At 71.1% G+C, this 12,688-nt stretch carries 8 protein-coding genes; 4 read left to right on the plus strand and 4 right to left on the minus strand.

Going from position 1 to position 12,688, the window contains the following annotated elements; all coding sequences use genetic code 11:
• Window positions 1-78 precede the first annotated feature (78 nt).
• Both pepN and ACFV7R_RS07400 read left to right on the plus strand, forming a co-directional pair.
• Entirely contained in the window at window positions 79-2,658 is a 2,580-nt protein-coding gene (pepN, locus tag ACFV7R_RS07395) for an aminopeptidase N (RefSeq protein WP_385260927.1), read from the plus strand.
• 201 nt (window positions 2,659-2,859) lie between these two features.
• A complete protein-coding gene (locus tag ACFV7R_RS07400; RefSeq protein WP_385260930.1) occupies window positions 2,860-3,909 on the plus strand; it encodes a hypothetical protein in 1,050 nt (349 codons plus the stop codon).
• 99 nt (window positions 3,910-4,008) lie between these two features.
• Here ACFV7R_RS07400 and ACFV7R_RS07405 read toward each other — a convergent pair whose 3' ends face one another.
• Window positions 4,009-5,778 (minus strand): TIGR03767 family metallophosphoesterase, encoded by a 1,770-nt coding sequence (locus tag ACFV7R_RS07405; RefSeq protein ID WP_385260933.1) that lies wholly within the window; start codon window positions 5,776-5,778, stop codon window positions 4,009-4,011.
• Between the two features lie 237 nt (window positions 5,779-6,015).
• On the minus strand, window positions 6,016-6,471 hold the full coding sequence (locus tag ACFV7R_RS07410; RefSeq protein ID WP_385260935.1) for an NUDIX hydrolase: 456 nt from the start codon (window positions 6,469-6,471) through the stop codon (window positions 6,016-6,018).
• A gap of 213 nt (window positions 6,472-6,684) precedes the next feature.
• Between ACFV7R_RS07410 and ACFV7R_RS07415 the strand changes: the two genes are divergently transcribed.
• Entirely contained in the window at window positions 6,685-9,978 is a 3,294-nt protein-coding gene (locus ACFV7R_RS07415; protein ID WP_385260937.1) for a S8 family serine peptidase, read from the plus strand.
• Window positions 9,979-10,041: 63 nt separating this feature from the next.
• On the opposite strand, the gene ACFV7R_RS07420 is transcribed toward ACFV7R_RS07415, so the two are convergent.
• Together ACFV7R_RS07420 and ACFV7R_RS07425 are read right to left on the minus strand one after the other, a co-directional pair.
• On the minus strand, window positions 10,042-10,779 hold the full coding sequence (locus ACFV7R_RS07420) for a hypothetical protein (protein WP_385260940.1): 738 nt from the start codon (window positions 10,777-10,779) through the stop codon (window positions 10,042-10,044).
• A 1-nt stretch (window position 10,780) separates the two neighbouring features.
• Window positions 10,781-11,311 carry an RNA polymerase sigma factor gene (locus ACFV7R_RS07425; RefSeq protein ID WP_385260942.1) on the minus strand — a complete coding sequence of 177 codons (531 nt, stop codon included), beginning with the start codon at window positions 11,309-11,311 and terminating at the stop codon, window positions 10,781-10,783.
• Between the two features lie 256 nt (window positions 11,312-11,567).
• Between ACFV7R_RS07425 and ACFV7R_RS07430 the strand changes: the two genes are divergently transcribed.
• Window positions 11,568-12,584 (plus strand): aspartate-semialdehyde dehydrogenase, encoded by a 1,017-nt coding sequence (locus ACFV7R_RS07430; RefSeq protein WP_385260946.1) that lies wholly within the window; start codon window positions 11,568-11,570, stop codon window positions 12,582-12,584.
• The last annotated feature ends 104 nt before the right edge of the window (window positions 12,585-12,688 follow it).

A 12,688-nucleotide genomic window follows, 5' to 3' on the forward strand; every position in this document is an offset into this window, starting at 1 on the left:
TGCTGCCCGGCGTCAGGGGCACATGGCAGGATCGGTCCTGATCAGCCGTAACCGACCAGCCTTGAGGGAGTGCCGCCCGTGCCCGGTGAGAATCTGTCCCGCGACGAGGCCCGGGAGCGGGCCGCCCTGCTGTCCGTCGACGGGTACGAGGTGTCCCTCGACGTGCGCTCCGCGGTGGGCGCCGACGCCGGGGACGGCGGGCCGCGGACCTTCCGGTCCGTGACCACGATCCGGTTCCGCTGCGCCGAGCCGGGCGCGGCGAGCTTCGCGGACCTGGTCGCACCGAGCGTCACCGCGGTCTCGCTCAACGGCAGGGACCTCGACCCCAGTGAGGTCTTCGACGGCACCCGCATCCTGCTGGAGGACCTCGCCGCCGACAACGAACTGATCGTCGACGCCCGGTGCGCCTACTCGCGCACCGGTGAGGGCCTGCACCGCTTCGTCGACCCCGAGGACGGCGAGGTGTACCTGTACACGCAGTACGAGCCCGCCGACTCCCGCCGGGTCTTCGCCACCTTCGAGCAGCCGGACCTGAAGGCGCCCTTCCGTTTCGAGGTGCAGGCGCCGGAGGACTGGACGGTGTGGAGCAACGGTGTCGGCCAACTCGCCGACGGGGTATGGCGGTTCGCGGAGACCAAGCCGATCTCCACGTACATCACCTGCGTGGTGGCGGGTCCGTACCACTACGTGACGGACACGTACTCCCGTACCTTCGACGACGGTACGACGCTGGAGGTCCCCCTCGGCGCCATGTGCCGCAAGGGCCTCGCGCCCTACTTCGACTCCGACGACGTCTTCCTGGTCACCAAGCAGGGCCTGGACTTCTTCCACGACCACTTCGACTACCCGTACCCGTTCGGCAAGTACGACCAGGCGTTCGTGCCCGAGTACAACCTCGGCGCGATGGAGAACCCGGGCCTGGTGACCTTCAAGGAGGAGTTCATCTTCCGCGGGAAGGTCACGCAGACGTCCTACGAGAACCGGGCCAACGTCATCCTGCACGAGATGGCCCACATGTGGTTCGGCGACCTGGTCACCATGGAGTGGTGGGACGACCTGTGGCTCAAGGAGTCCTTCGCCGACTTCATGGGCGCCTTCTCACTGGTCGGCGCGACCCGCTTCAAGGACGGCTGGATCACCTTCGCCAACCGCCGCAAGGCCTGGGCGTACCGCGCCGACCAGCTGCCCTCCACGCACCCGATCACGGCGGACATCCGTGACCTGCAGGACGCCAAGCTCAACTTCGACGGCATCACGTACGCCAAGGGCGCGTCGGTGCTCAAGCAGCTGGTGGCGTACGTCGGTCAGGACGCGTTCCTGGAGGGCGCGCGGCGCTACTTCAAGCGGCACGCGTACGGCAACACGCGCCTCGGTGACCTGCTGTCGGTCCTGGAGGAGACCAGCGGGCGGGACATGGGGGCGTGGGCGCGGGCCTGGCTGCAGACGGCCGGGGTCAACTCGCTGACTCCGCAGGTGCTGCTGGACGCGCAGGGCCGGGTCGGCGAGCTGACCGTGGTGCAGGAGGCGGCCGAGTCGCACCCGGAGCTGCGGCCGCACCGGGTGGCGGTGGGGCTGTACCGACGCGCCGCATCCGGTGCACTGGAGCGGTACGCGCGGGCCGAGGCGGACGTCGACGGTCCGCGTACGGTCGTCGCGGAGCTGGCCGGGGCGGAGGCGCCCGAGCTGGTACTGGTCAACGACGACGACCTCACGTACTGCAAGATCCGCTTCGACACGGCCTCGCTGGAGACGCTGAAGAACGGGCTGGGCGACCTCACCGATCCGCTCGCCCGCGCCCTGTGCTGGTCGGCGCTGTGGAACATGACGCGGGACGCGCTGCTGCCGGCGCGGGACTTCATCGACCTGGTGCTGCGGTACGGGGGCCGCGAGTCCGACATCGGCGTGCTCCAGATGCTGCACGCCTGGGCGAACTCGGCGCTCGTCCACTACGCGGCGCCCGACTGGCGGGAGACCGGCGAGCGGCTCCTCGCCGGCGGTGCGTTGCGCGAGCTGCGGCGCGCCGAGCCGGGCAGTGAGCACCAGCTGGCGTGGGCGCGGTTCGTCGCGTCCACGGCGGCTGCCGAGGCCGACCTCCAGCTGCTGCTCGGGCTGCTGGAGGGGACGGAGAAGATCGACGGTCTGGACGTGGACCAGGAGCTGCGCTGGGCGTTCCTGGAGCCGCTGGCCGCGCACGGGGTCGCCGACGAGAAGCGGCTGGCGGCGGAGCTGGCGCGCGACGACACGGCGTCCGGCAAGCGTCACCAGGTCCGCTGCCTGGCCGCGCGGCCCTCTGCGGCGGTCAAGGCGCAGGCGTGGGCGCAGGTCGTCGAGTCGGACGTGCTGTCCAACGCGCTGGTCGAGGCGACGATCGCGGGGTTCGGGCAGCCGTCGCAGCGGGAGTTGCTGGCGCCGTACGCCGAGAAGTACTTCGCGGTGATCGAGCGGGTGTGGGCGGAGCGGTCGATTCAGATCGGGATGGATGTGGTGCGGGGGTTGTTCCCGGGGTTGCAGGACTCCGAGGGGACGTTGGCGGCGACGGACGCGTGGCTGACGGCGCATGAGGGGGCTGCGCCGGCGTTGCGGCGGCTGGTGCTCGAGGCGCGGGACGATCTGGCTCGGGCGTTGCGCGGGCAGGCGTGTGATGCGGCGGCCGGTTAGCTGTCGCTGGGGCGGGTAGCCGGGCGGTCGTAAGTCGTTACTGAATCCGGGTAATCGGAACCGTAACCCTTCTGGCCCACCCGAACGGACCAGGAGGTTTCGGCATCCGAACATCCGTCCTTTAGGGCGAGCTTGTCCGGAATTGTCGACGGGCGTGTAACAGCGGTTAGGGGGCCGTTCGGGTACGGGAACTTCGGGGTCATGAACCACAACACCCCGCTCTCCCCCCGCCCCCTGCGTCACCTCTCCGAGGTGCACCGCCGTGTCATGACGGCCGCCCAGCTCCGCTCGCACGGTGTCCCCGCCGCGGAGATGAACGAGCAGTGCCGCTCCGGCGGCCCCTGGCAGCAGATCCTGCCGGGCGTGTTCCTCCTCCACCCCGGCCCGCCGACCAGCGAGGAGCGACTGCACGCGGTGCTGATGTACGCGGCCCGCGAGTCGTCGCCGGGCGTGCCCTCCCAACCGGACGCGGACGACCCGCACCGTCCCGTGTACGCCGAGGCGATGATCACCGGTCTCGCGGCACTGAACCTGCACGGTTTCTCGGCCGCTCCCCCGCTGCTCTCCCTGGACCGTCTCGACGTCCTGGTCCCCCGGCTGCGCCGGCTCCGCTCGACGGGCTGTGTGCGCATCGTCCGCACCTCGGCCCTGCCCACCCCCCGGCAGATCACCGGCGTACCGGTGGCTCCGGTGCCGCGCGCGCTGGCCGACGCCGTGGCGGATCTGGCGGACGCGGGTGCCGTGCGCCGGCTGCTGACCGAGGCGGTGCGCGGTCGGCACTGCGAACCGGCGGTGGTGGTACGGGAGTTGACCAACGCGAAGCTGCTGAGCCGGCCGCATGTGGTGGACGCGGTGGACTCGCTGCTGGCCGAGGGCCGGGCGATCGCGGAGGACCGGCTGTACCGGATGGTGCGGGAGTACGGCCTGCCGGACCCGGTCTGGAACGTCGATCTGCGGCTGCCGGGCGGCCCCCACCTCGGCGGTCTGGACGCCTACTGGCCGGAGCAGGCGGTCGCCCTCGAGCTGGACACCCGGGCACCGCGTCAGGGCCATCGGCAGGACGACGACGGGCTGTGGTCGGAGTACGCCCGCAAACGTGAGCACCTGGAGCGGCTGGGCATCACGGTCGTCCACCTCACGCCGAAGAAGCTGCGGGACTCGATGGAACAGCAGGCGACCGTCGTCCGTACGGCGCTGATGGCGTCGGCGGACCGGGACCCGGCGGCGTATGTCGTGGTGCTGCCCCGCTAGTGACGGACCGGGACAGTCGCCAGGAGGGGAGAGGAGGGGCCGCCGAACCCAGCGGCCCCTCCTCGTGCATGACCCGGCCGCGCCCCGCTCGGGCGGGTTTCAGCCCTTCTTCAGCAGCAGCTCGGTGTTGCGGTCGCGTGCGGCGCCGGCCAGGTCGGTGCGGGCGCCGGGGGCGTTGAAGGAGATTTCGCGGTAGAGGGCGGCGAGGCCGGTCTGGGAGAGGTCGGTGAAGTCCGTACGGTGCGGGGCCGCCGACTCCACCAGCGTGGTGAAGACCGACAGGGTGCCGTCCTTGTTGTCGACCAGCTCGATGATCCGGGCGAGCTGCGGGAAGTCGACGTGCGAGGCGGTGGAGATCTCCCAGAAGGAGTGGCCGGCGGAGCCGGTGTGCGGGGTGATGTCGTTGCGGTGGATATGGCCGTTCACCCAGGCGAGGACGGTGCGGTGGCGACCGAGCACGGCGAGGACGTCGTCGCCGTTGTGCCGGCGCTCGTTCGGACGGGCCGGGTCGGGGCGCGGGTTGTCCATCGTCTTGCTGGTGTGATGGCTGAAGACGATCGCGTACGAGTCCCTGTTCTCGCGCAGCGTGCGGTCCAGCCAGCGCAGCTGCGCCGAGCCGATGGAGCCCTCGTAGTGGCCGCCGGGGTCGGTGGTGTCGAGGCTGATGCCGATGACGTCGTCGGCGATGCGGAAGCTGTAGTACTGGGTGCCCGCCTCCACGTTGGCCGTGGAGTAGCCGTGGCCGACCGGGCCCGGGCCGGTGTACGCGGGGTCGAGGTGGGCCTTGACGTACTCGGCCGGGGTGTAGGGGGCGCGGCGCTCGTCCGGGGTGATGGGGCGCAGGTCGCGGGTGTGGGCCTTGAGCAGGTCGCGGAACTGGGTGCCGATCGGGTCCGTGGCCTGCTTGATGGTGTCCTGGAGCTTCTTCGCCTCGGCCGGGGCGAGGCTCATCAGCTTCCTGCCGCCGACGGCGAAGTCGGCGAGGTAGGAGTCGCCGTGACCGTAGCAGCCGAGCGGGAGGGAGTCGTGGTTGCCGACGGTGGAGTACCAGGGCAGGTTGAGGCCGGGGCTCCGCAGTTCGCGGACGGCGGCGGCGAGGAAGCCGTCGAGGTGCGGGAAGCCGCGTTCCTTGTCGGCGTCGCGGACGCTGGAGTCGGGCTGCCAGAACTGCTTCAGGCCGCTGTTCTGGACGCCCTCGTAGCGGCGCAGGTCACCGGAGTTGGGGGTGATGCGGCCGCCGCTCATGACGGTCAGGAACCACTCCAGTTCGGTGCGGGCGTTGTTGTCGGTGTTGTCGCCGGTCGTCATGGCGAAGTGCAGCGGGGCGCCGGTGACGGGGGCGCCGCGCAGCGCGTTGACCCGCTCGACCAGTGAGACCGCACCCTGCACGGTCAGCAGCTCCTGCGGCCGCCAGGCGTGCACGTCGGTGGAGCGCAGGAACTCCAGGCGCAGCGGGTGCTGGGCGTCGATGATGTGCAGGTCAGTCAGCTGCACGAACGCGGCGAGTGCGGTACGGCGTTCGCCGCGGCCGGACTTGGGGGCGGCGAGTTCGTTGCGTACGACACGTCGCCAGCCGGGGCCGTCGCCGAGCCGGCGGTAACCGGAGCTGGTGCGGGGCGCGGCGACGGTGGCGAGGGTGGTGCCGCGGGCGTACGGGGCGAGCGGCCCGACGGGCGCCTTGCGGGAGGACGCGATCGGCGCCTCGCCCTCCGAGGCGGCGGCAGCGGGCGCGGCCTCGCTGTCGGTGGGGCGCAGGGCGTAGCCGACGCCGGCGGACAGGGACACCGCTCCGGCGGCGGCGAGGACCGTACGGCGGTCGACCGCCAGTGCGGAGGCGGCGGAGCTGGCGACAGAGCGTATGCGCGACATGGCGCTTCTCTCCCCGAGTGCGAACGCGTCGGCAGTGGTCGCGGACGGCCGCGTCGCGAACCCCCCGCTCGCTCTGGATCGTTGGCACCGGGAATGACCTGCGCGTTAATGAGACGCCAACGGGCAGCGCCGATCACCGTACGTCGATCTTGGACTACCCTGCGCGCCCACGACCGCTTGTCGAACGGCCCGTGAGCGGTCACTCGGCGTTCATCTGACGGGGTAACACACCTGTCCCTAGGCCGGGTCGACCCGCCCCGCGGCCGGGCGCTCGCGCCACAGTTTCAGGCCCAGGTCGACCAGCCCGATGCGGCGCAGGGCGGCCACCGCGTCCAGTTCGTGCCAGGCGGCCATGTCGGTGGAACCGCCGATCTCGTGCCGCAGTTCGCCGCCGACGACCGTCCCCTCGTACACGAGGCGTACGCCGTGCTGGTCGGTCGCCTGACGGAAGCGGCGGCCGGGAAAGGTGCGGTGGAGGGAGTGGACGCCGAGGATGCCGGTGACCTCGATGCGGTAGCCGGTCTCCTCGCGCACCTCACGGCGGACGGTGTCGTACGGGTCCTCCCCGTGTTCCATGCCGCCGCCGGGCAGCACCCACTCGGGAGTGCCGTCGGGTGCCGGGGAGCGGGCGAGCAGGACCTGGCCGTCGCGGACGCATATGGCGTAGGCCGCCACCCTCAGCTTCTTGCGCACGCAGGGACGTTAACCCGTGGAACCGGGAATGCCGACCGACACCCGAAAAGTTCCGCTCACCCCATGTGTCCCTGCATGCGCATCGCGGGTTTTCCCCATGCATCCATTGCGATTCGGTCAACCCTCCCCAAACATGCGCCTCTTGCGTAAGGCTGAGCGGTCGTCCGGGATCAAATTCCGGACTGTCTCGTTCCTTTACCAACAAGGATGCCGATGACCCCCTCCTCCCAGAGCGATCCGATATCGGGCGCGAGACGCGTGGCCCGTATCGCCGTGGCCGCCGGTCTGGTGGCCGCGCTCTCCGCGGCCGGGCCGATACCCGTGGCCCTCGCCGCGGACCAGACCCCGGCGGCAGCCGACCCGGGCGTCAAGTCCGCCCACGAAAAGCTCGGTTCCGACGACGCCGATCTGCTCGCCGAGGCCAAGGCCGACGGCGCCAAGAGCGTCACGATGATGGTCGCGACCGCGCCCGGCCGGACCGAGCAGGTCGCCGAGCAGCTCGACTCGGTCGACGGCGGCCTGGTCGGCCGTACCCACGACAAGCTCGGCTACGTCCGTGCCACCGTCCCGACCGGCAAGGCGGACGCGGCCATTGCCGCCGCCGTGAAGCTGTCCTCCGTGCACGGCATCGACCTGCGCGAGGAGATCCCGCTGGACGACCCGGCGCCGAACGGCTCACAAGAGGCCGGTGCCACGGGGACGTATCCCGCCCCCGGCGAGAAGACCCCCGCCGAGAACCCGTACAACCCCTCCTTCGAGACGGGCGCCGTCGAGTTCGTCGAGGACCACCCGAAGGCGGACGGCCGCGGCATCACCATCGGCATCCTCGACTCGGGCGTGGACCTCGGGCACCCGGCGCTGCAGAAGACGACGACCGGTGAGCGCAAGATCGTCGACTGGGTGACCGCCACCGACCCGGTCACCGACGGCGACGGCACCTGGCGGCGGATGACCACCTCGGTCTCCGGCCCGACGTTCTCGATCACCACCGAGTCACTGGGCACCGAGACGTTCAAGGCGCCCGAGGGCACCTACAAGTTCGACTACTTCTCCGAGTCCGCCACCACCGGCGGCGACATGGCCGGCGACCTCAACCGCGACGGCGACAAGACGGACGTCTGGGGTGTGCTGTACGACGCCGCCTCGGGCACGGCCCGCGTCGACCTCGACGACGACCTCGACTTCACCGACGACCAGGCCATGAAGCCGTACAAGGACGGCTTCCAGGTCGGCTACTTCGGCACCGACGACCCGGCCACCGACGTCGTCGAGCGCATCCCGTTCGTCGTAGAGATCCGCAAGGACGTCGTCTACAACGCCGCGGGTGCGAAGGCCGACTACGTCAGCATCGGCGTCATCGAGGGCTCGCACGGCACCCACGTCGCCGGCATCACCGCCGCGAACGGCCTGTTCGGCGGCGAGATGAACGGCGCCGCGCCCGGCGCGAAGCTGGTCTCCTCCCGGGCCTGCACCTGGTCCGGCGGCTGCACCAACGTCGCGCTCACCGAGGGCATGATCGACCTCGTGGTCAACCGGGGCGTCGACATCGTCAACATGTCGATCGGCGGTCTGCCGGCGCTGAACGACGGCAACAACGCGCGCGCCGAGCTGTACACCCGCCTGATCGACGAGTACGGCGTCCAGCTGGTGATCTCCGCGGGCAACTCCGGCCCCGGCGCCAACACCATCGGCGACCCGTCCCTCGCCGACAAGGTGATCTCGGTCGGCGCGACCATCTCCAAGGAGACCTGGGCGGCCAACTACGGCTCGAAGGTGGAGAAGCGGTACGCGATGATGCCGTTCTCCTCGCGCGGCCCGCGTGAGGACGGCGGTTTCACGCCGACGCTGTCCGCGCCCGGCGCCGCGATCAACACCACCCAGACCTGGTCGCCCGGCGGCCCGGTCGCCGAGGCGGGGTACCAGCTCCCGGCCGGCTACTCGATGCTCCAGGGCACCTCGATGGCCTCCCCGCAGGCGGCCGGCGCCTCCGCGCTGCTGCTGTCCGCCGCCAAGCAGAAGGGCATCGACCTCACCCCGGCGACCCTGCGCACGGCGCTCACCTCGACCGCCGACCACATCAGCGGGGTCCAGGCCTACGAGGAGGGCGCGGGCCTGATCGACATCGTGGACGCCTGGGACGCCATCCGCGGCGGCGCCACCGCCCACACGTACACGGTCAAGGCGCCGGTCGACACCGCGATCGACTGGGCGCTGAAGACGCCGGGTTACGGCACGGGCCTCTACGACCGTGAGGGCGGTCTGAAGGCCGGTCAGAAGAAGACGTACGAGATCACCCTCACCCGTACGTCCGGCGCCGACCGTGCCGTCCGGCACGAGCTGGACTTCGACAACAACGCCGGCGACACGTTCCGGATCGTCGGCTCCGACGAGGTGCGGCTGCCGCTGAACCAGCCGGTGACCGTCAAGGTGCAGGCCGCGCCGAAGTCCGCCGGCCTCAAGAGCGCGATCCTCGAGGTCGACGACCCGCGCACCGAGGGCGTCGACAAGCAGGTCCTCAGCACGGTCGTGGTCTCGGCGCCGCTGAAGTACACCTACTCCGCGTCGGGTTCGGTGCAGCGCAACAGCACCAAGTCGTACTTCGTGACCGTGCCCGAGGGCGCCAAGTCGCTGGAGGTGGCGATCGGCGGGCTGAAGGACAAGAGCCAGACCCGGTTCATCGCCATCCACCCGTTCGGCGTCCCGTCCGACCCGACGTCGACGATCAACTGCTACCCGAACTACACCAACCCGGCCAACACCTGCCGCCCGGACGTGCGCTCGTACGCCGACCCGCAGCCGGGCGTCTGGGAGATCGAGGTCGAGTCGCGCCGTACGTCGCCGCTGCTCGACAACCCCTACAAGCTGGACGTCACCGTCCTCGGCGCGGCCTTCGACCCGGAGACCGTGACCGTGCCCGAGGCCAAGGTCGGCACCCCGGCCGCCGCCTCCTGGAAGGTGACCAACGGCTACGCCGCGATCGACGGCAAGCTGGCCGGCGGCCCGCTCGGCTCGTCGAAGACGACCCGCCCGACCATCGCGCAGGGTGCCACGCAGACCACCACGGTCGAGGTGCCCGCGGGCGCCACCTCGCTCGACGTGGCCGTCGGCAACGTCTCGGACGCGGCCGCCGACCTCGACCTGTACGTGTACGACGCGTCCGGCGAGGAGGTCGGCTCCGCCGCCGACGGCGACTCGGAAGAGGCGGTCTCGATCGCCTCCCCGGCCGCCGGTACGTACACCGTCCGGGTCGTCGGCTACTCGGTGCCGGCCGGCTCCACCGCGTACGACTACCAGGACATGTTCTTCTCCGCCGTCCTGGGCTCCGTCACCGTCGACGAGTCGCCGGTGAAGCTCGGCACCGGCGACTCCACGACGGTCTCCGGCAGCGTCACCGCCCTGGCGGCCGCGCCCGAGGGACGTGAGTTCTTCGGGCAGGTCCAGCTGGTCAACGCGCGCGGCACGGTCGCGGGCGCGGGCAACGTGAAGATCGAGAAGGTCACGCCGTAGCCGACTGCGGCTGAACCGAAGGGCGGGCGTCCGTGCGGGCGCCCGCCCTTTCTCCTGCTTCCGCTATTCGCAGGCCGTGGTCCGCGACTCGGGCAACGCCCAGGTGAGGGTCTGGCGTTGGGGAGCGATGTCGCGCTCGCCGACGAACCAGAAGTCGGGGGACGCGGACCCGCGCGGGATGGCGACCAGGAGGTGATCGCCCTCGTCGAGACCCGCGCTCGTCCGGATCACGAAAGTGACCTCGTCCTCGCCCTTCGCGGGCTTGTAGGAACGGGTCACGTCCAGGGTGATGCGTTCCTGACGTTCGCCGGGGACCGGCTGGACGTCCGTCACGTCGCCCTCGGCGACCAGGCGGGCGCAGGCGAGGTAGGGCGGGGAGCCCAGGGGGCCGGCGTCCTTGGACTCGGACTGTGCGCTGTCGGCGCTCGTTGCACCGGCGTCGTCCCCACTGCCGCCCCCGGCCTGCACGAACAGCCAGCCCATGCCCACGACCATCGCACCGGCCGCCGCCACTCCGACGGCACCGAGGGCGAGGGCGAAGGGACGGCGCCGACGCGGACGTACGGGCACGGGTTCGGGTTCGGGTTCGGGGGCCGCCTTCGGCTTCGCGGGCTCGGTCAGTACCCGTCCGATGACCTCCAGCTGTTCCCGCAGCAGCGCCACGTCGGCAGTCGCCGAGCGGTGCTCGGCCATGAAGGCGGCGTCGGCGCGGGCCTCGTCGGGGAGCGGTTCGTCCGTGATCGCGGCCAGCAGTGCGTCCAGTCCACCGGTTCCGTCGTGCGTGTTGTGCTCGGCGGTCACGTCACACCACCTCGTCCTCGTGCAGGCGGGCGCGCAGAGCCCGTACCGCCGTGTGCAGCCTGCTCTTGACCGTGCCCTCCGGGATGCCGAGCTCCTCGGCGATCCCGCGCACCGGCAGATCGGCGAAGAAACGCAGCACGAGGACCTGTCGCTGGGCGTCGGGCAGCTCGTCCAGGCCCTGGGCGACGGCGACCGAGAGCACGCTGGTGTCCTCGCCGGAGGGGTGCGCCGGCTGGCGCAGGGCGGCCAGCCGCTCGCCGAGCCGCTCCTGGCGGCGTTTGGCCCGGTGCCAGTCCATGGCGAGGTTGGAGGCGACGACCGCTGCCCACGCGGACACGTCCCGCGGCGCCTCCCGGCCGCTCGCCGCCCGCTCCAGCAGCCGCAGGCGGACCTGCTGTACCCCGTCCAGCAGGTCCGCCTGCGGCACCCCGCCCAGCGCGAGCACCGCTCGCACCCGGCGCTCCTGCGCCGCGTCCAGCGGGTCGTCCTGGGCGTCGCCCCCCTGGTCGCGGCGGGTCTTTCTGCGCAGCACAGCCGCCCCTCCCCTCGCCGCGTTTCCTCTATGACGCGGGTGCGGGCCGGAACGTTCGACTCCATTTGTGGCGTACGTCACACCTGTCCGGAAACTGAGAGGAGGTTCACGCAGGAAAGCCGACGCCGACGGGGTGGGTGTCCCATTCCTCGGGCACAAGGGCAAAGAATTGGACACGGGGGCCCAGGTGCCCCGCATGATGGAAAGGCCCCCGGTCAGGGACGGGGCGCCCCGCAAGCCAGGTAAAGGAGTCGCCGTGAGGGTCGGAATCGTCGGAGCCACCGGTCAGGTCGGCACGGTCATGCGCAGGATCCTCACGGAACGGAACTTCCCGGTCACCGAGCTGCGCCTGTTCGCCTCGGCCCGTTCGGCGGGGACGGTCCTCGACGGTGTGACGGTGGAGGACGCGTCGACGGCCGACTACACCGGCCTGGACATCGTGCTGTTCTCCGCGGGCGGCGCCACCTCCAAGGCACTGGCCGAGAAGGTCGCCTCGCAGGGCGCGGTCGTGATCGACAACTCCTCCGCCTGGCGCCGGGACCCCGAGGTGCCGCTCGTGGTGTCCGAGGTGAACCCGCACGCGATCGCGAGCCGCCCCAAGGGCATCATCGCCAACCCGAACTGCACGACGATGGCCGCGATGCCGGTCCTGAAGCCGCTGCACGCGGAGGCGGGCCTCGAGGCGCTGGTCGTCGCCACCTACCAGGCGGTGTCCGGCTCGGGCCTCGCCGGCGTCGACGAGCTGTTCGAGCAGGTCAAGAAGGTCGGCGAGGACGCACCCAAGCTCACCCACGACGGCTCGGCGGCCGAGTTCCCGGCGCCGAACAAGTACGTGGCGCCGATCGCGTACAACGTCCTCCCGCTGGCCGGCTCGATCGTGGACGACGGCCTCAACGAGACCGACGAGGAGCAGAAGCTCCGCAACGAGTCCCGCAAGATCCTGGAGATCCCCGAGCTGAAGGTCTCCGGCACCTGTGTCCGCGTCCCGGTCTTCACCGGCCACTCGCTCCAGGTCAACGCCCGTTTCGCCCGTCCGATCAGCGTCGAGCGGGCCAAGGAACTGCTGGCCGGCGCCCCCGGCGTCGCCCTCACCGAGGTCCCGACCCCGCTCCAGGCCGCCGGCCAGGACCCGTCCTACGTCGGCCGCATCCGCCGCGACGAGACGGTGGACAACGGCCTCGCCCTGTTCGTCTCCAACGACAACCTCCGCAAGGGCGCTGCGCTGAACGCGGTGCAGATCGCGGAGCTGGTGGCGGCAGAGCTGAGCGCGTAGGCGCCGCCGACACGCCAGAGGGGCGCCCACCGCTCGATCGGTGGGCGCCCCTTCGTCCGCTCCGCCCACCGGCGGTAAACGGACATCGCGTTCCGTGCAGGTCC

This window comes from Streptomyces sp. NPDC059866, assembly GCF_042731325.1.
In the GTDB taxonomy this organism is placed as follows: domain Bacteria; phylum Actinomycetota; class Actinomycetes; order Streptomycetales; family Streptomycetaceae; genus Streptomyces; species Streptomyces flavusporus.

Bases quoted from the DNA above. Each gene is read 5' to 3' on its own strand.
- ACFV7R_RS07400 (WP_385260930.1), top strand. From the start codon at position 2,860: ATGAACCACAACACCCCGCTCTCCCCCCGCCCCCTGCGTCACCTCTCC.
- ACFV7R_RS07405 (WP_385260933.1), bottom strand. From the start codon at position 5,778: ATGTCGCGCATACGCTCTGTCGCCAGCTCCGCCGCCTCCGCACTGGCG.
- ACFV7R_RS07415 (WP_385260937.1), top strand. From the start codon at position 6,685: ATGACCCCCTCCTCCCAGAGCGATCCGATATCGGGCGCGAGACGCGTG.